The 19,376-nt window shown below is 39.6% G+C and carries 21 protein-coding genes; all 21 read right to left on the bottom strand.

What is annotated here, in order from left to right; translation table 11 throughout:
• Positions 1-69: 69 nt before the first annotated feature.
• The gene (locus tag RIB54_RS16005; protein WP_350101819.1) at positions 70-1,041 is read right to left on the bottom strand and encodes a GSCFA domain-containing protein; all 972 of its coding nucleotides are present in this window, start codon (positions 1,039-1,041) and stop codon (positions 70-72) included.
• Between the two features lies 1 nt (position 1,042).
• Positions 1,043-1,498 carry a MaoC family dehydratase gene (locus RIB54_RS16000; RefSeq protein WP_350101818.1) on the bottom strand — a complete coding sequence of 152 codons (456 nt, stop codon included), beginning with the start codon at positions 1,496-1,498 and terminating at the stop codon, positions 1,043-1,045.
• Positions 1,499-1,651: 153 nt separating this feature from the next.
• The gene (locus RIB54_RS15995; RefSeq protein ID WP_350101817.1) at positions 1,652-2,110 is read right to left on the bottom strand and encodes a DinB family protein; all 459 of its coding nucleotides are present in this window, start codon (positions 2,108-2,110) and stop codon (positions 1,652-1,654) included.
• A gap of 75 nt (positions 2,111-2,185) precedes the next feature.
• Positions 2,186-2,578: a hypothetical protein gene (locus RIB54_RS15990; protein WP_350101816.1), complete on the bottom strand. Its 393-nt coding sequence runs from the start codon at positions 2,576-2,578 to the stop codon at positions 2,186-2,188.
• 98 nt (positions 2,579-2,676) lie between these two features.
• Entirely contained in the window at positions 2,677-3,549 is an 873-nt protein-coding gene (locus RIB54_RS15985; protein WP_350101815.1) for a pirin family protein, read from the bottom strand.
• Positions 3,550-3,567: 18 nt separating this feature from the next.
• Entirely contained in the window at positions 3,568-4,206 is a 639-nt protein-coding gene (locus tag RIB54_RS15980; RefSeq protein ID WP_350101814.1) for a sulfite exporter TauE/SafE family protein, read from the bottom strand.
• A gap of 162 nt (positions 4,207-4,368) precedes the next feature.
• On the bottom strand, positions 4,369-5,265 hold the full coding sequence (locus RIB54_RS15975) for a cation diffusion facilitator family transporter (protein ID WP_350101813.1): 897 nt from the start codon (positions 5,263-5,265) through the stop codon (positions 4,369-4,371).
• 5 nt (positions 5,266-5,270) lie between these two features.
• Entirely contained in the window at positions 5,271-5,711 is a 441-nt protein-coding gene (msrB, locus tag RIB54_RS15970) for a peptide-methionine (R)-S-oxide reductase MsrB (protein WP_350101812.1), read from the bottom strand.
• A gap of 37 nt (positions 5,712-5,748) precedes the next feature.
• Positions 5,749-6,585, bottom strand: coding sequence for an alpha/beta hydrolase family protein (locus RIB54_RS15965; protein ID WP_350070660.1), 837 nt, complete (start codon positions 6,583-6,585; stop codon positions 5,749-5,751).
• 25 nt (positions 6,586-6,610) lie between these two features.
• The gene (locus RIB54_RS15960; RefSeq protein WP_350070657.1) at positions 6,611-7,024 is read right to left on the bottom strand and encodes a hypothetical protein; all 414 of its coding nucleotides are present in this window, start codon (positions 7,022-7,024) and stop codon (positions 6,611-6,613) included.
• Complete coding sequence (locus RIB54_RS15955; protein WP_350101811.1) at positions 7,021-7,800, bottom strand: sterol desaturase family protein; 780 nt, start codon at positions 7,798-7,800, stop codon at positions 7,021-7,023. The genes RIB54_RS15960 and RIB54_RS15955 overlap by 4 nt, the downstream gene beginning before the upstream one ends.
• Before the next feature lie 64 nt (positions 7,801-7,864).
• Positions 7,865-9,643: a tetratricopeptide repeat protein gene (locus tag RIB54_RS15950; RefSeq protein WP_350101810.1), complete on the bottom strand. Its 1,779-nt coding sequence runs from the start codon at positions 9,641-9,643 to the stop codon at positions 7,865-7,867.
• A gap of 70 nt (positions 9,644-9,713) precedes the next feature.
• Positions 9,714-10,655 carry a beta galactosidase jelly roll domain-containing protein gene (locus RIB54_RS15945; protein WP_350101809.1) on the bottom strand — a complete coding sequence of 314 codons (942 nt, stop codon included), beginning with the start codon at positions 10,653-10,655 and terminating at the stop codon, positions 9,714-9,716.
• 75 nt (positions 10,656-10,730) lie between these two features.
• The gene (locus tag RIB54_RS15940) at positions 10,731-11,171 is read right to left on the bottom strand and encodes a hypothetical protein (RefSeq protein ID WP_350101808.1); all 441 of its coding nucleotides are present in this window, start codon (positions 11,169-11,171) and stop codon (positions 10,731-10,733) included.
• 127 nt (positions 11,172-11,298) lie between these two features.
• Complete coding sequence (locus RIB54_RS15935; protein WP_350070642.1) at positions 11,299-11,982, bottom strand: response regulator transcription factor; 684 nt, start codon at positions 11,980-11,982, stop codon at positions 11,299-11,301.
• 6 nt (positions 11,983-11,988) lie between these two features.
• Positions 11,989-13,536 carry a sensor histidine kinase gene (locus RIB54_RS15930; protein WP_350101807.1) on the bottom strand — a complete coding sequence of 516 codons (1,548 nt, stop codon included), beginning with the start codon at positions 13,534-13,536 and terminating at the stop codon, positions 11,989-11,991.
• A 9-nt stretch (positions 13,537-13,545) separates the two neighbouring features.
• Positions 13,546-14,082 carry a YfiT family bacillithiol transferase gene (locus RIB54_RS15925; RefSeq protein ID WP_350101806.1) on the bottom strand — a complete coding sequence of 179 codons (537 nt, stop codon included), beginning with the start codon at positions 14,080-14,082 and terminating at the stop codon, positions 13,546-13,548.
• A 79-nt stretch (positions 14,083-14,161) separates the two neighbouring features.
• A complete protein-coding gene (locus RIB54_RS15920; protein WP_350101805.1) occupies positions 14,162-16,408 on the bottom strand; it encodes a M28 family peptidase in 2,247 nt (748 codons plus the stop codon).
• 81 nt (positions 16,409-16,489) lie between these two features.
• Positions 16,490-17,308 carry a mechanosensitive ion channel family protein gene (locus RIB54_RS15915; RefSeq protein WP_350070631.1) on the bottom strand — a complete coding sequence of 273 codons (819 nt, stop codon included), beginning with the start codon at positions 17,306-17,308 and terminating at the stop codon, positions 16,490-16,492.
• Positions 17,309-17,374: 66 nt separating this feature from the next.
• Positions 17,375-18,685, bottom strand: coding sequence for a UDP-N-acetylglucosamine 1-carboxyvinyltransferase (murA, locus tag RIB54_RS15910; RefSeq protein ID WP_350101804.1), 1,311 nt, complete (start codon positions 18,683-18,685; stop codon positions 17,375-17,377).
• A complete protein-coding gene (locus tag RIB54_RS15905; protein ID WP_350070625.1) occupies positions 18,686-19,366 on the bottom strand; it encodes a DUF4290 domain-containing protein in 681 nt (226 codons plus the stop codon).
• Positions 19,367-19,376 lie beyond the last annotated feature (10 nt).

Here is a 19,376-nt window from a genome sequence, read left to right as displayed (position 1 = left end):
TCAATTGGGAGATTTCTTGCCAGATAAATCGGGATTCAAAATGACAATCATTCCGGATATTAAGTCCTATTATAGCAGCTGATTCCGCAGCGTTTCAAGCTCTTCAGAGAAAGAAATTTCTTGTGGGAGCAGCTCAATTTTTTCAATTGTGGCCTTAATAAACTGCTGATGCTTTTCTGAGGCTGGATTGAATGGACGATGATCAATAGCTGCTTTAATTTTAACCCATTCTTTAATGAAACTCTGTGTCTGATCATCAAAATAGGTTGGTGCAAATTTACTCCAGATATAATCTTGAGCTTCTGCAGAGGGGTGGAGCATATCAGATTTGTAGAACCTATAATCACGTAAGTCATCCATAAGCAACTCATAGGACGGGAAGTAGGCGACATTATCGTATTGGTTTTCCAAAGTATGGCAGGTCAATCGCAGTGTTGATTTGCTTACACTATTTAAAGCAAGAGTATCTTTGATATGCCTGACCGGGGAAACAGTGATAATGATCTTCAAATCAGGTTTTAGATCCATCAGTCTTTGATAGACCTCTTCAAAGGCCTCTAAAACCTGTTTTTGCGTCAGTAATTTTTTAGTGAAATTTTTAGCCGGTACCTTATGACAATTGGCTACTACTTCGGCTGTTGAATCAAGTTCATAGACAAATGCAGTACCAAAAGTGATAATTAGATAATCGGTCTTTTTTAGAAATTCATGAGTGTCATCCACAGCTTTGTTAATAGCAGTAGTAAGCTCAGCCTCATTCAATTTTGAAAATGAAGAATGAAAGTCATAATGCGCAAAAAGGCCATCATTCTCAACAACTTCTGATGTTTTTGGATGCTCCTTTTTGCATGCATTTCCCAAAAGTTTGAAAATGCTGATGGGGTTATAAACCGTACCAAAAGGATTGGCCAGCACTTCTATCTTATTATCGGATAGCTTGCTGGCAATATTGTCTGAGAAGCATGAGCCTATGGTAAGAATAGGAGAGTGGAGGCCTATCTTGTTGGCAGAAGGCTCAATATGCAACTCGGTGCGAAACATCTTAATTGAAATGGTAAAGGAAAACTAAAGTTGCTGTAAAAGCAGACTTCTTGCTGTCTTTGATCTCCAATTCAATATCCAGTTGTGCTTTGGTAATGCCTCTGAGATCCATAAGGGAAGCTAGTTTGGCCTTAAGGCGCACTTCACTGTTAACAGTTACAGCTTGATTAAATCTCATCTTCTCAATACCATAATTGATCATCATTTTGGTATTTCTTATGTCTGCAATTTGCTTCCACAAATGAGGGGTAATGGCTAAGGTCAAGTAACCATGCGCGATGGTGCTACCAAACTGGCTTTGTGAAGCACGCTCCGGGTCAGTATGTATCCATTGATGGTCAAGCGTGGCATCGGCAAATAAGTTAATCTGATCCTGGGTGATTTTGTGATAGTCAGAAACGCCCATTTCCTTGCCTAACCATTCTTCAAATTCTTTAAAGCTACTTATTACAATCATAATTCTTTTTCTGTGAAAGTAACAGGTGGGGGCAGTTGTTACAAGTTTTTATTGAGGAATGTTGGGATAAGGCATTGCGCCATATCGATTTTTGCTTTCCCCATTAATCCAACTAGTGGGATTCAATTACTTTGCCTCGTCAACAAAATATAATCAGTTAATGCCCTTTGCCAGCAGCACTATCTGTCCCAAATGATAGGCATCATGCTGAATAATACCATGGACGTGCTCATAGTAAGTCATGCCATTGGGTGGGTAGGTTTTGTCAAAATCTGGTTCATCAAAGGCCTTTAAATAGTCCAGCCATTTATGGTGGGCTTCTTCCAATCTTCCAATAGTTGCTTGCCAGGCTTCTTCGGAGGTATTGGTTATTTCCTCAATGTAATTGTTGTCAGGAGTGGTGATCACTTCACCTCGCAACCTTAGTAATACATTGATTTTCCAACTTATAAGGTGATTTACGATTTCCCAAATGGAGTTACAGTTGGCTAAATATTTAGTGGAAGCTTGCTTCGCTGTAATGTCTTGTAAAGTAGATTTAATGCTCACCCCCAGCCAAGGGTAGCCATCATAAAGCTTTTCAAACAGACTGATTAACTTTTCTTTTTGCATGTAATTTATATTCAATGGGAAAGTTATTTCCTTTCTTATTTCTGAGTGCAAATCTGGAATAGCGGGGTCTGTTACTTATTCTATCAAGAAGTTGAGTTCTCCAGGTTTGGTGGTTCGCATAAGTTGCTTCGTTTGACCGTCCGAGTCGTTAAAATCGATAACGACAGAAGTTCCGTTCTTCCAACCCAAAAGTCGGAAGTTGCCCCGTTGTAAATAAAAGTCTGAGATATAAGAAGCAGGTGTTGATTTCCAGTCAGCAGTGTTGTTATTGGTAAATTGCACCAGCTTTTGCCATTTGTCTGAGTTGACCAAAATTGTGTCTTTTCGAAAGTCACTTAGTTGACCGTTGGTCGACCTCACAGTTAGAATGATTGGCGAGTTCTGATCAATCAATTGAGCCAGTTCGATGTCTGTTTGGCAGCCGTAAAGAGTTGTTAATAAAGTTGCTATTAAAAGTTGTATTTTCATTTTCTGCATTCTGCCATGACTCCCAACACCCGGCTATCAATAACCCGAGTGCATGTTATTTTTAATTATCACCTAATCTAACAAATTTATACCACCCACTACTCCGGCATTGGCACATAAGTACCATCACCCGGTACTTTAGGGAATTGCCTATTGCGCCAGCGCTGTTTGGCTTCTTCCAGCTTTTCCTTACTGGTGGCTACAAAATTCCAATAGATGAACCGCTCTTCCTCAAAGGGTTTGCCACCAAATAACAGCAAATGCGAGCCAGCTTTTATTTCTATCGCACACTGATTGTCAATTTTAGAAACCAGCATATTACCAGCCTCCACATGATGCTCACAGGCCTGTATGCTACCTTCCACAATGCAAATACCAATTTCACCATCCAACTGCCCGTTGATGTCTAAGGCATAATCTTCTTCAGTCTTGATTTCTATCATAAACAATTCTGAGTGCACAGGCACAGGAGATTTTTTACCAAACCCTTCACCAGCCACTAGCCTGAATGCTGTTTTACCATCTTTCCAATGCGGCAATTGGTCTGCATCAATGTGGTGAAAAGAGGGCTCCATATCTTCCAAATGCTTGGGCAGTGCCACCCATATCTGGTAGCCGTGCATGGTGGAGGTCGCTGTCACTCTAAGGTGTTCTGGAGTGCGCTCTGTATGGGTCACCCCTTTGCCGGCAGTCATCCAATTCACAGAGCCGGGAGTAATCAGCTGATCTGAGCCCACGCTGTCTTTATGCACAATCTCGCCTTCCAGCATATAGGTGAGGGTGGATAGCCCGGTGTGCGGATGCTGATCTACATCCATATATTTTCCATCGCCAATGGTGGCTGGCCCCATATGATCGATGAAAATAAATGGGCCTACCATTCTTTTCTTTCTAAAAGGAATAAGACGACCCACCATAAAATCCCCGATGTCACGGCTGCGCTCTTCTATTATTAAATCTGTATTTGACATAATTCTAGCTAGTTTTAACTACCACAATATTTTCACAATAGTAACAATACCAATCAGCAGTATTAAAATTAATGAAAGCCTTTTAAAAGAATTCTGAGGAACGAATTTTAATATTTTTTTACCAGCATAAGTGCCTACTAGGCCAATTACAAAAAGAAAAGGAACGTAAATGAGGTCATGATTATGGATGTATCCATTCTGATAATAGACAAAAGTTCTTGAGAAATCTATCATAAAATCAATAAAAGCAGAAGTGGCAATAAACACGCTTTTCTCAAGGCTAAAGGCCGCCATTGTAAGACCTCTAATAGCGCCACCTGTTCCTAGCAGTCCGGCAGAGAGTCCGGACAGACTGCCACCAATAAAGGAGTTTCTTTTCCCGGCTTTGATGACGAGGTTCTTTTTGATGAGGAACAATGAGCTAAGCGCTATCAGGAAAATACCCAGAAAGATTTCTAAAAAGGTGCTGTCCACAAGCTTGGACAGGTAGCCACCAATAATTACAAAAACTACTGAAGGGAGACCAATGTAGAGGAGTAGTGATTTGTCCAGCCCATTTTTGAAAAGGAATATTTTGCTCAGGTTACTTGATAAATGAAAGATGGCTGTGAGGCCTAAGACGGAATAAAAGTCGAAGTAGAAGTTGCCAATAGGCACAAAAGAATACTGAAGAACCAAAGCCGCCTACAGTACCTATAATTTCGGCCAATAGGGCCAATAATAAAAAGATGAAATTGATCTTCACTTCAGTATTTGAATAACTTTTTGAAAGTTAACTGAAAGAAAACTTATATGAGATGACAGTTTTCAAGTAAGTTTCTAACAATCCTCCAGCACACACTTCTCACCTTTGGTCTCAAACTCCAGTGTGGCGTGATTGATGCCATAAGTTTTAAGTTCTTCGTGTACTTTCTGCTTTAGCGGTATAAGAGCCTCCATTTGCAGATTTTGCTTAGTTACAATGTGGACAGTAAGCACATTATACTGGCCGTCCATGGACCAAATGTGCAGATCATGAATATTTTCAACACCATCAAGACCTTCCAGAAATGCTCTTATTTTCTTCTGGTTAGTATCTTGTGGCACACCTTGCATAATAATTTTGAATACCGATTTTAGGTTTTTGAATACATTGAAAAGAATAAAGCAAGCAATGCCCAATGACAAGAGAGGGTCAATGATGGGTAGATCATAAAAATACATGACTATCGCGCCTATAAGTACGGCTACCCAACCTAAAACGTCTTCCAACAGATGCAGACTGACCACTTTTTCATTAATAGATTCGCCTTTCTTTAAACGAAATACTGCTGCTCCATTAATAACCACGCCTAAAATGGCCAGCCAGATCATGCCCAGTGCGTCCGGTGTTTGAGGATTGTAAATTCTGGGTATGGTCTCGGTTAAAATAAAAATGCTACCTACAAATAAGATAATGGAGTTGACCAAGGCACCTACCAATGAAAACCGCTTGTAGCCATAGGAGTATTTTTTGTCTTTATGCTTTTGCGATACTTTTTGAAAGTACCAAGAAAGTCCTAGTGAAATACTATCACCAAGATCATGCAAGGCATCAGATAAAATGGCCATGCTATTGGTGAAAAGGCCACCAATGATTTCGATGATGGTAAAAGCAAGGTTAAGGAAGAAGGCAACTTTTATATTGCCTGTTCCATGATGGTGGTGATGGCCGTGGTCGTGATGGTGTTCAGCCATACTTGCTACTTACTCAACTTTATAGATTCAGAATTGATACAGTATCTTAAACCAGAAGGTTTAGGTCCGTCTGGAAATACGTGACCTAAATGCCCATCGCAAACATTGCACATTACTTCTACACGCGTCATTCCAAAAGACTTATCCATTTCATATTTAATGGCATTGTCTTTTATTGGTTCAGTGAAACTTGGCCAGCCAGAGGATGAGTTGAATTTTATGGAAGAGTCAAACAACGGCTCTCCACAGCAGGTGCATTCATATTTACCTTCATCATAAACATTACAAAGTTCACCACTAAAAGCTCTTTCTGTGCCTTTTAGCCTGGTTATTCTATATTGTTCAGGGGTGAGCTGGTCTTTCCATTCCTGCTCGGTTTTCTTCACCACTCTACTGGGAGCGGGGGCTCCTTTTTTGGCATAATTGATTACGTCTTCCCAATTCATGATTGCTAATTTAGAGGATAACAGTGGCAATCACGAATTAGTTTTTGTTAAACCACAAGGCAATATCTTTCCATAGTGGTGACATCTCTTTTTTGAAGAATTTGAAATGGCCTATATTTTTGATGTTGAGCTGCGATGGTGTTATTTTTTGATATTCACATTCTTCAGATCCGTAAGAATCATATAAAACTTCCACGGCCTTTGGCGGGGCCAGGAGCAGGTCATCAGCCATAGCGATAAACTTTGAAGGGGTTTTTACATTTTGATAAAGTGTTGTACCATTTTCAATAGCACCTTCTGCACCTTTCGGATTTTTACCCCATTCAGCCCAATTTCTGCCTATGTATTTTGGCAGGGTAGGACCACCACCAAAGGTAAAACCCGGTAGACTACCTGTAAGTGTGGTAAAGGTAGGAATAAGTAAGTGCCAGAATATATTGACAAACACCCGATGCCTTCCGCTCCAGTTAGAGGAGGAGAGGTTTTGAGATGCAACAAAATAGGCACGTTTTATTTTATGGTTGTTTTTAGCAAGGGGGAAAAGCTGACCGGCCACACTGTGCCCTATCAAAAACAAATGCCTACCTGCTGATAGCTGGTAGGCATGTTCTATTGCTACGGTCAGATCTTTCAATCCCCAGTTGTACATGGTGCATTCCCTTGCATTCTTCACTTTTGACGAAGCACCAATGCCGCGGTAATCAAAGGTTAAAACGGTATAATTCTGTTCTGTAAAATATGCAGCCAGGTGTTTGTAAAATTGCTGCTTTACCCCAACAGCAGGAGCAATTATAATAATTCCGTTCTCCCCCGACTGATTTAATACAGTACAAGCGAGCTGCTCCTGATCTTCTGTCGTAAGGGTTATTTCCATACTAAAATATACGGATTTAATCTAGCTAGTTAAAGGGCCTTAAGTCTGGCTGAAGATACTTCTTTTTGGCTTCGCCATCAGTGAAAACATTAAAGCTGTAATGTTGCCTTATCAACTCTTTGAAAGAATGTACTAACCTTGGGTAGGTTGCTATTAATTCTTCAAAGCTTAAACCCTTCTGTTTGTTCATAAAATGATTGATCATTCTTACTGCTGCAATAGTGACGGTCATGTGAAATTTTGTGCCATCACCGAAGCAATTGTCAAAAATTTTAATCTGAGTGCAGATATTTTCAACGGCCATCACTTGCCCATATTTCTTAATATGAATATAGGCAAGCCTTAAATGAGCCTCATGTGTAAACAGTGATGGTTCAAGGATGCAGTCTGCAAATTGCTCTTCGAATTCCTCGTCAGAGATTTCAAAATGGCTTTTCATGATTGCTTCGACTTTTCATAGGCAGCAGCAATATCTTTAAACATTAGCATGTCCACTACCTTACCAGACCCGCCATCATAAAAGCCAGCTTCACCCTGATATTCTTTTGGGTTTTTAAAGGTTCCGAAAAGGATGTCATAAACAGGAAAATCCGAGTAATTATATTGATGTACACCTCTGGCATGGTGAATGGCGTGCTGCTCAGGGCGCTGTATCAGATATCCAACCCACTGCGGGGTTTTGATATTTGCATGCTGAAAAATGCTTAAAAAATTAAGGGTAACTAGCACAATGGTGATTGCTCCGGGAGACAACCCTATGATCAACGCGAAACATATGCTGCCCAAAATTGTAAACCCTATCATATCCATCGGGCTGAAATAGTATGTACTTGGTATGTCCAGTTTTTCTGAGCTATGGTGCATCTGATGGAAAATTTTCCATAATCTGTCAGACCTGTGCATGGAATAGTGCCACAAGTAGAGCAGGAATTGGTAAAAGAATAATCCTATCAATACCTGAACTGCAGTGGGTAAAGTAGATAAATCTACCAATTGCAGACTCGCTAAATAGCTATCAGTAAATATTGGGAGATAGGAGCTAAGGTAGAAGAAGACTGCAAAGGCGGTTATTCCTCGCAATGTAGCATATTTAATTTTGGGAAATTTCTGCCGAGGAAAAAATGATTCCCATAGGTACAATGACATATAAATACCGATAATAATAAGAGAAACCGGATCCAGCAATAGCTCCAGTGGAGTAGGTAATGATTCCATAATTGTATGTTGTTATTTGTTTACCCTAATGCGTAAGTTTTAAACTTACAGTGGAAGTTTGCAATTAATCAACTACCAGCCACTGCACTTTTTCTTCGGGCTGATAAATACAATCTGTACCCGTTTTTATTGAATTTGAAAGATGACGCGCCAGTTCGGGGTGCCCCTCATTTATTTTTTTTATGGCACTTCTGATTCTCCACGTCACAGCTGATCTAATCTTCTCATTACTACTTCCGGCTTTTCTTGATTTACCGTTCAGTCCCATGGCGCCTGAAAGATACTCAAGGAGGCTATCGTATTCATCTTCAAGATTGGCCAATAATGCATTATCAAAAGCCTCTTTTGCTCCCTCAATCTGGTTTTGTATGGTGATCAGGCGCTGCTGGTATTCCGCTTTGGCGCGTTGGTCAATAACATCAATGCCTTTTTCGTTTACCTGAGCTCCCATCAAATCCATACTGCTTATCGGGCTTTCCGGGTTAGATACCAGTTTTGCGATATCATTCAGACCTTTGATAGTCGGGATAATCAGTTTTTTATTTTGATAGCTGATCTCCCATACATTTTTGTTTGAGATAAAAGAATTGCCCGTAGCTTCTTCCTGCTCGTTTGAAATCTTAGAAACCGGCCTTTTACCAATGTACTCTATAAATGAATGGAGTGGTGAGCGTTTTTTGAAAGGGTTAACCTCCAGAACCCATGAAGTGGCATCCAGCTCCACATCCTTGCTGTTACTGTTGATCTTGTTCTCAAACCTTTCCAGGTACTGACGCCAGCACTTTTCAGCATTTTCCAGATCATGAAGATGATAATATGCCGCTCCTATGTATACAGGAAAATCAACCCAGACAGCTTCATACTTTAAGGCCAGGGCTAGATCAATTGCTTTTTTATACTGCCTCATTTCCAGATATAATGCAGTGCCAACTGGTATATAATCTTCCGGATTTAATGGGTTTAGTGCTATGGCTTTGAGGTACAGTTTTTCTGCCTGTTCCAGATTCCCAGCAAAAACCAGGTTTGTAGTGATCAGTGCAATATTATCGGCATCATTGGGGTTAATTTGATATGCCTTTTCAAGACAGTATTCCGCCTTTTCATACTCACCAAGATATAAATAAGTCCTGCCCAAAACAGTGAGGGCGATATAGTCATTTTCATCAAGTTCTACAGCTTTCAATGCATAATCATGCGACCCATCCTGACTCACCTGCCATCTCGACCATAGCTGACAGCTCCATTCATTGAAGTGGGATAGGGAAAGACCGGTATAAGCCCTGGCATAAGTCGGGTCTCTTTCTATTGCCAAATTGAAATATTCACGGGCCTTCAGGTCATTTTTAATACCTCCCTTCTTTACCTCACTCATGCCCTTTAGCCAAAGGTCATATACTTCTAGTTTTGAGGTAGGTTTTTTTGAGGCAACCTGAAGAAGATTAATATTTATTTGTTGCTCAATCACACTTACGATTTGCTGGGCAATATTATCATAAAGCTCGTAAAGGCTCTCGAAGGTTTCCTCATGTTTGCCAGCAAATACAACTCCTCTATCTAAAGCATTGATCAATTGGATATTGAACCTGATTTTATCGTTGAAGGAGCGAAAGCTTCCTTTAATCAGATAGTCGATGCCAAGTAATTTGACCTGTTCATAATTTCTGTCAATATCCAGCTGTGAAGTGGTATGTTGAGAGATAACATTAAGGGAGTTGAACCTTGAGAGATCAACAATTAAATCATCTACAAGACCTTGAAGAAAGTAGTTAAGATCTCCTTTCTCTGTAAGGTCTTCGAATGGTAAGACAGCAACTACAACTTTTTGTAACGCAACCTGATTCATGAAAATCTATATTGAGAAAAGTAAAATTAATAAGCTTTAAGCTCTGTTTTACTCAGATTTTCAAAAAAGGTTACCAATCGAACTGATTGGACATTTTATCAAATGATTTTTTAGTGGTTATTCCTATGGGTCCTGAATATATTCCCCCGTCTATACCTATATCTTCCACCAGCACTTCAATTAGATTTTGTCCGGTTGGTTTTAGCAGCACTTTTGGAATATAATAAATCCGGTATTTTGAGTAAGAGGTACTTGATCCCACACGTCTGTTGTCTCTTGTTTGACCCGCCAGCTTACCGTTTATGTACACTTCATCGAAGTCATCAATTTTGCCAAGTATTAGTACCAGCTCATCTTCATACATTTCTTTGGTGAGCGTAAAGGTCTTCCTATACCATGCATAGCCATCATACCGTCTGTAGCCCTGGGCTTCCCAGTGTGATGGGACTAAAATGCGATCCCATTCGGTATCAGCAGAGGGCTTGCTGCCGTTTCTGCTAATGGCAAAATCCCAAACTCCTCTGAGGTCTAAATACATAGGGGTAACTGAGGAAACAGAGTAGATACCAACATCACCATCAATAATACCCCCGGCCTGAGTAACATCATAAACACGAACTGCTATGGTGTTGGAGCCATTATAATCTATCAAATATTTAGGGATAACGTACTTTCGCTCGGAGTTGAAGGCAGTTTTGAATTGGGGAGGCATAGCGCCTGAAAAGCCAATCAGTTCACCATTAATATATACCTCGTCCACATCATCTATATAGCCCAGGTTCAGGTAGAAGCTCTGGTCTTTATCAAGCTTGGTGCCATCAAATTTTGTTCGGTACCATGCAAAACCATCAAACCCATGATAGCCCTGATCTTCCCATGGTCTTGGAACTCTGATCTCGTCCCATTTGCTATCATCAAAATTTCTGTTGGACCAGTTGCGTTGGTCACCAATCGCAAACTTCCAATAGCCGTTGAGGTCAATCAACTGGCCATTGGAGAGTTGCGAAAACATAACCATTAGGTATATAATTAAAAATGGTTTTCTCAAGTGTGTTTTAGTTTAAGGTTGAAAGGGTCAAACAAAATATTAGTTACCGCTTGCAAGTGTTGCTTTATCTTCTTTTTCAAGTTTGGCAATTCTGCTAGTGTCAGAAGTGTATTGGTTCCAGTATTCTGCCCAGATTTTGTTTTCCCTGTCAATGCTGAAAGCATAACCTGTAGACTTTCCTGATGTTTCCACCACTACCTTAAAATCACCGGTGCCTAATTTACGAAGATCATAATGTTTGATGAACCCTTTCTCGTATTTGTCGGCCTGAACCTTGTCTTTAAAAAGGAGGGCATTACCACTGTAAAATTTCACTGTTACCATTTCCTGATTTTCCCCGCTGTAAAGAAGACGTAAAAGTCCGCTTTCGTGATGTGGTAATACCCTAACCTCTGAATTGTTGTTAATGGTTTGAGCAAATGAGAAAGTGCTGGCCAATACGAGTGCCAATGTTGCTAAAATTGTTTTTTGAGTTTTCATGACGTTGTTGTTTTGTGTTTTTAATTATCGATTACAATGCAAAAAACGGGAGGAGGCATGTCAATGATGTCACACCTTGGTAAAGGTTTGTAACAAATTGTAACAAGTCATGTAAAGTGTGTAATAATCAGGTTAATAGCTTGTATCCGATGCCATGAACGGTAAGAATAACCGTGGGATGATTGTGATCATCTTCAATTTTTTGGCGTAGTCGGGCTATAAAATTATCTACCGTCCTAGTGGTAGGCTGCTCATCATAGCCCCAGATTTTTTCTAAAAGGTCATACCGGGAAACTACTTTGTTCTTATTTTCATACAGGTATTTAAGAATCTCAAATTCTTTGTGCGACAACTTGATGTCATCATCATCTGTTGAACTCACACTATAGGCATCAAATTGAATGGTAAGCTTGCCCAGGTTAATAACTTCATCCTTTTTTGATAATGCTCCCGTTCTTCTAAGATTTGCCTTTATTCTTGCCAACAATTCCCTGACGCTAAATGGTTTGGTCATATAATCATCTGCCCCCAGCTCAAGTCCCAGTACTTTATCTATCTCCTCGCCACGAGCAGTCAATAGTATAATAGGTGTGTCTATTCCTTTGGATCGGGCATTCTTGCAAACATCAAATCCGCTCATATTTGGAAGCATCACATCTAATAGCACGAGGTCAAATTGGTTTGTTAGAATTTTGTCAAGCCCTGTTTGACCATCAGAAGCTATAGTTACATTATAACCCTCAAACTGCAAGTTGTCTTTAAGTCCCAGCTGCATTGCTGGTTCGTCTTCTACAATCAGGATGTTTGCCATAGTAGTCTAAGATACAGGTAATTGAATAATAAATGTAGAACCTTTGCCCTCATCACTTTGCACTTCTATCTTCCCACGATGAAGGTCAACAATTTGTTTCACCAGTGCCAACCCAAGTCCAGTGCCCTGTTTTTTGGCCAGGTCCCCCGTTGGTGCCCGATAGAACTTTTCGAAAATCTGCTTTTGAATACTTTTTGGGATTCCAATGCCAGAATCTTTTACCGAGAGCAAAGCATGATTATGAGCTTTAGAGACCCTGACTTCAATTTGCTTTTCTGACTCACTATATTTTATGGCATTGTCGATAAGGTTTATCATCACTTCCATCATAGCTTCTTTATCCCCATTGATAATTATATTATCCTCAAGATTAGTTGTCAGTTGAAAGCCTTGTTGCTGCAAATGAAACTCATAGGTGGTCAGTACTTCCCCAACCAACTCAGATAGGTTCAATGGTTTAAACACCAGTTCTTTTTTACTGGCATCCATTTGACTGAAATTGAGGATTTTGTTTACAATATTGGTTAGCCGCTGTGTCTCTTTACTAATGATGGAATAATATTCATTTTTCTTTTCTTCACTCGGCACGCGCCCCATTTCCAGCGTTTCGGCAAACATGCTGATAAGTGCCAGGGGTGTTCTTATCTCATGCGATACATTTGAGATGAACTCAGATTTATTTTGTGCTAACTGAACTTCCTTTTTAACATTTCTAAACACCAGCACCACACCAAGGATCAATATAACATCTAAAGATAGGATCAGGTACAGGTTAGTGGTTGTCCTTTCTTTTATGATGCTTTCAATAGAGGTGCCTCTTGTGCCTATACCAAGATAATAATTGGGTAATAGCCACAAATCCTTGATCATCATTTCCTGAATATTAGCCTGGGTTGATGAGTCGTAGGTGGCGTAAACTACACGGCCAACATCCGCTCTGCCGGCAGAAATGGCAAATTTATCTTGCGCTATTTGCTGAAGCTTCGGCCCCAATATGTCTTCTATAAAAAATGCAGGATCGATCACCAGGCCTACAATTACCGGAATATTGGGCTGGTTTCTAGGCTTAAAAATAAGGGCAGTATAATCGTCAATTGTATTTAATCTAATGGCTTCAACTTTCTGAAATCCACTTTTCTCAAAGATCATTAGTTGCCTGATTAATGGCTGCTGTTCACCAAAGACCATATCGGCTTTTAGTTCAACAGAATCTTCATCGACAGGGATTAACCAGTTAGCCTCCTTTTTTAAGGTATCGTAAGTAAATAGTGAGATGATGGACTCATTTAAAACCAAAAGGTCTTTTATTGTGGCATCGCCCTGCTCTTTATCGTCAGCAATCAGGCCTTTTTCAATCTTGGAAATCCAGCTATTCAGAATGTCATCAGAATACTGATTAGCAGAGAAAAGTATGGCCTCCAGCTGTTTCTCGTAAATCTCCTTTATAGCCGCCTCGTCACGATTAAGGGTGGTTATTTCATAGGCAGAGAAGAACAGTGCTGGCAGTAAAAATATCAGCAATAAGATTAAACCTATCCTTCTCGTAGTGTTCATGAGAAAATATTAATTGAAAGTTCCTTTATGCTCTATGGCTTGCAGTATGTGGGCATAGTGGTGCCTGCAATGCCATGCATACATTCCGATTGTAAATTTCAGATTAAAAGTTTTGCCATGCTCTGGGTGAATGTAGGTTCGGGCTAATTCAGAATCTGTTAGGTTGGTGATAATAGTTCCCCATTTTTTATGAAGTGCTGTCAGCAGCTGAAGAGAATCCTCAATATCATTATGATAGTCGGCAAGATTAGCCCACAGATGCTCAAGGTAGGGCTTGATGGTTGGGTTGTCTTCTGTTAGTGCCAACTTGAATCTGATAATTGCATTTAAGTGACTGTCAGCACAATGGTGAACAACTTGTCTGATGGTCCAACCCTCTGGCCTGTAAACCCATTCCAACTGTTCTTTGCTCAAGCCTTTAACAGCTGCCGCAAGGTTTTCTGGAAAGGTAATTATGTCATTAATCCATTCGTTTTTAAGTTGACCATCAACTTTTTCAGGATAGTGGTATTTCCCAACTGGGTAACGCAGAGCTTCTAAATCCATATTTTAATAGTTTGATAATATAATGAGCCTTATAACGGAGTTTCTCATACATGTGATTGATATATCCTTCATTTTTTATTTACAGTACTATGGTTTGTTTGATCAGCATATTGTTACTCATATAACCTGGAGCAAAGATGTAATCTGATGGCAGATCATGGATGAATAAGCCTTTATCTATCTCCATTTTTGATTCAATAAATGTGGCGCTTAATTTGTCTGCACTAGTTTTTACTATTATAGAGCAACCAGTGGATTGTGGGCCAAAGTAGTTAAGATAGAAACTACTATCACTTTTCACCTCCCTGTTGTCAACCTTTGAGATGCTACCTTCTTCTAAAATTAATTCAAAAGAAGTTACACCTTTGCCGGGTGTAATTCTTAATTCTAAATTTCTGATATCATTGATAGTAGTGTCTGAGATTACTTCAATATGACCGGTCTTAGGTATTATGGCAGGAGCCTTTTCCTTCCAGTATTTCGCTGTTGCTACCGGATAAATTTCATTAATATCTCCTTGTTCGTCACTGCTTATAAACTTAGAAACAAACTCATCTTTATTTTCTTGCCGTGAAAACCAGAATGCTTGATTTTTATCTAAATCCAAACCATAAAATAAAGATGTCTGTTGGGGGTACTCATCAGAAGGAGAGGAGGTAAGTTGCCCTATGGCCAATGACAATGCTACCATGGATACCCCCAAAATCAGGATTGAATAAGCGTTAAGTTGAGCCCAGCATTTCATTAAAGGCACTAAATATGGAATAAGTATTAATACAAAAAATGCACATGCGTATGGTATTGAAAAACTAAAAACCACAAATAGAAAGTAAACAAAGGGCACCCAGAGCAATAATGGCAAAACAATGATTAAAAACGGTGCATTTGAGTCTTCTGCTTTTTGTTTCAAACATGAAAGCAGGATGATAATGCTGTTGACAATTAGTGGCACATAAAGTATAAAAGCTCCGGTAGGAACAAAAATCTTAAGTACAACGATTAGAATGATTTGAATAAATAGGGCTCCAAGTAGAAACTCGAAAGTGGATATTTTTTGGAATACGAACTTTGAGAAAACCCCGAGAGCCATTAAACATGCTCCTATTACCGTCCAGATGTAGATGTTGGAATTGTAGAAATTATTGCCGTAAAAGCTGCTGTAATTAGGATTCATCCAGAGAATTAGCGCATTGAATGCCCACACCAACCCAAGGCTAAAAAGTATTATAAGAAGATAAAGCCCAAGCCCTTTTAACGAACCGATTAATTGAACCGAGCCGTTCTTTTTCAAGAACATCAGAGTCATTGCAAAAAGTATGATAGCTACAATTATCAAAGGCCAATCCAGACTTGCAGGATAAATAATAAGCTGACCAAGTATGCTGAAGAAGATAGCATCTTCTTTTTTCGTATTGGTTAAGTCTGCATTACCAAAGTGATTGACCATTTGCCACATTAAATCACCCTGATGTTGGAGTGTACTAAGATCAATATTTTGCCATGTGTCGGCAGGGCTATGGTAGTAGGCATATCCTTCAATGAATGCGCTATTCAAACCACTGATGCTCGTGTCTTTAAATTCTGTAAAGTCACTTCCGTTAGGCATAAGTTTATAGATCTCATAAGCAAGTGCATTGGCCATGGGTTTATCAGCGGCTTTTGAAAATTCCCTGATGATCCAGCCGTTTTCTGAAGTGGTTTCAAAAGTGAAGTTGATGCCTGTATTGCCTCTTGCGTCAAAATTGATCAGCATTCCGATATCATCTAATTCCGGATAGGAGTGGACAAAGGCTTCAGCGCCCAACAGTCCAACCTCTTCCAGATCGGTCATTAGGAAGTAGATGTCATTTTTTAAAGGGCCTTGCTTAGTAAGCAGTTCCATGGTTTCCAGCATCGAGGCTATTGAGGCACCATCATCTGAAGCTCCTGGGGTGTTGGGTTGAGAGTCATAATGCCCCATCACCAGCAAAGCTTTTGTATTGTCTGTTCCTTTTAGTTTTGCCAAAACGTTCATGGCTTTGCCTGCCCTTACACCTCTTCTGCCCCAACTTCTAAGCCCGGTTTGAGATAGTACTTTGGTTTCCAGACCCAGCTTTTTACACTGATCGTAAATGTAATTTCTTACATGCTTATGGCCAGTAGTATTCTCACTATGCGGTTCTTTTGCAATAAATTTGAGATGCTCAAGTGCGCGGTATGCTGAGTAGCTGTCAGGTGTATAGCCAGGTAGCGCAGGTGCCGGTGTAGAAAGCTGATTAAATGAAATAAGAGTAACTATAATCAGGAATGCAAAGGATATTCCGGTAAGCAGGTATTTTCTTTTCATACCGTAAATTAAACATTCGTAAATAAAAAAGCCGTTTCGAAGTTATATCGAAACGGCTTTTCTGTAAAAAAATATTAATATTTACTTCTCGTTGTAAATGTGTACATCTCTTTGTGGAAATGGGATAGAGATACCTTCTTTATCAAAAGTAAGTTTAACCTTCTCCTGAAAATCCCAATACAGATCCCAATAGTCGGCTGTGGCCACCCATGGTCTCACATTAAAATTTACAGAACTATCACCAAGGCTGGCTACGTCAACTCTGTAGGCTGGTTCCTTTAAAACTCTCTGATCTTGCTCTACAAGTTTGATAAGGATATCCTTTGCTTTCTTTATATCGTCACCATAGCCAATACCAAATACCATATCAACCCTTCTTTTATCTTCAGCAGAATAGTTGGTAATGGAGCTATTGGACAGGCCACCGTTAGGTATTATAATTCTCTTATTATCAGGAGTGGCCAAAATAGTGTTAAAAATCTGTATCTCCTTAATCGTGCCTGTGTGTCCGCCACCTTCAATAAAGTCACCAACTTTAAAGGGTCTCATAATTAATATAATCACACCTCCGGCAAAATTTTGAAGAGTACCTTGCAGGGACAAACCAATAGCTAAACCAGCAGCACCTATAATAGCTACAAAAGAGGTCATTTGGATGCCTAAAGTACTTAGCACAGTAAGTATTAAAAGCACCAGTAAGGTATTGTATATTAAGCTAATCAGGAATGGTTGCAGTGAAGCATCAATGTTGCTTTTAGCAAATCCTTTTCTAACCCATCTTCTGATTGCTTTAATTACCCATAAACCAATGATTAATGTGATTAAGCCTTTCATTAACGGAATACCATATTCAATGGCATAGGTCATCATGTAGTCTGAGCCTTTTTCCAAAATTTCCATGTTTAAGTTGATTTAAAGTTGAATGTAAAAGATAAATTAAATCAGCTTGAAAACAAAAGATAAAACCTATTGTTCTAATCTTTCGATTTTAGCACCTAATGCAGTTAATCGTGAATCAATATTTTGGTAGCCTCTATCTATCTGCTCTACATTGGAGATGATGCTCTCACCTTCTGCAGATAGTGCAGCAATTAGCAATGAGACCCCAGCCCTGATATCAGGAGAAGACATTTTTATTCCTTTCAGGGGTTGCTTTCTGTCAAGGCCAATAACGGTAGCCCTATGCGGATCACAAAGAATGATCTGAGCACCCATATCTATCAGTTTATCTACAAAGAAGAGCCTGCTTTCAAACATCTTTTGGTGAACCAGCACCGTGCCCTTTGCCTGAATGGCCGTTACCAGTACAATGCTTAATAAATCAGGAGTAAATCCAGGCCACGGGGCATCAGCAACCGTCATTATTGACCCATCAATAAAAGTATCAATCTCATATCTTGACTGAGCAGGGATATAGATATCATCTCCTTTGATTTCGAGTTTTATTCCGAGTTTTTGAAAAATTCCGGGGATAAGCCCCAAGTGTTTTACACCAGCATCTTTAATTGTAATTTCAGATTGGGTCATTGCTGCAAGTCCTATAAAACTACCTACCTCAATCATGTCGGGAAGCATGGTATGCTCAGTGCCATGAAGTTCTTCAACCCCTTCAATGGTAAGAAGGTTAGAGCTAATGCCTGAAATTTTAGCTCCCATGCTGTTGAGCATTTTACAAAGCTGTTGAATGTAAGGCTCGCAAGCTGCATTGTAAATGGTAGTGGTTCCTTTAGCCAATACTGCCGCCATAAGTATGTTAGCCGTACCTGTTACAGAAGCTTCATCAAGATGAATGTATTTACCATTAAGATCAGAAGCATCTATTTTATAAAAACCGTCTTTGGCCGAGTAGTTGAATTTGGCACCCAGGGCCTCAAATCCAAGGAAGTGGGTATCAAGTCTTCTTCTCCCTATTTTATCACCACCAGGTCTTGGTATTTTTGCATAACCATATCTGGCCAATAGTGGCCCCAGGATCATTATTGATCCTCTAAGTGAAGCGGCCTTGGTCTTGAATTCATCAGTTTCAAGAAAATCAACATCAAGGTCTTTGGCAGTGAACCTATAACTTTCAGGGCCAAGCTTTTCAACCTTTGCTCCAAGATCACCAACTAGCTCAATGAGCTTATTGACATCTCTGATATTAGGAATTTTATTGATTGTTATAGGTTCAGCACTTAAAAGTACTGCTGCTATAATTTGTAATGCTTCGTTTTTTGCACCTTGAGGAGTTATTTCGCCTTTAAGCTTGGTGCCTCCTTGAATCTTGAATGAACTCATTTAATTTCTTCTGCGCTGTTGTCTTTGGCCTCCTTTACGATTTCTATTATTGTTTCTGCCCCTAACATCCCTTTCTTCATTTTCGCGATTAGGTTTGCGCTTAGGTTTGTAAAGCCTTTCAAACAAATTGTCTTCTCTAACCTTTTCCAAATCTATGTTTAGCTTGCCACCAGAAATGGTCTGCATGTTTTCAAGGATAACAGCATCATCAATTACCTCTTTGTTCCAACTTCCATAGAAGCTTTTCATCAATTTACCTATGTAAATAATAGCATCTTCCCGTTCTTGAGGGTCTTCTTTTTTGATAGCTTCTAATACCAGTAGCTCTAAGTTTCTTCCGTAGTGCTTATATTTTATTCTGTTGGTAGTGTAAGGAACACGTTCGGGTTTTTTGGTTAAAACCTCAGGCTCAGGCTTAGGATAAGGCCCATTCAATTCTATATCAAAGCCAGCCATAATGTAAAGGTCGTCCCAAAGTTTTTGGTTGGTCTCATTAGCCTCTTTAAGAGAAGGCATGACCTGTTTCATCAATTCAATTAGTGTGTGGGCTTGTTCAGTTCTTTTTTCAACATCAGGTATTGATCTCAAATATTCAACGAGCATTTGTACATTTCGGCCGTACTCTTTAAGTATAATTGGCTCCTGATTGGTATTGTACTCCAGAGTTTTAATATTATTCATAGGTGTGTTT

This window comes from Fulvivirga sp. (genome assembly GCF_040218215.1).
GTDB lineage: Bacteria > Bacteroidota > Bacteroidia > Cytophagales > Cyclobacteriaceae > Fulvivirga.
Note: the sequence above shows the minus strand (reverse complement) of the source record. Positions and strands in the feature narration are given on the sequence as shown.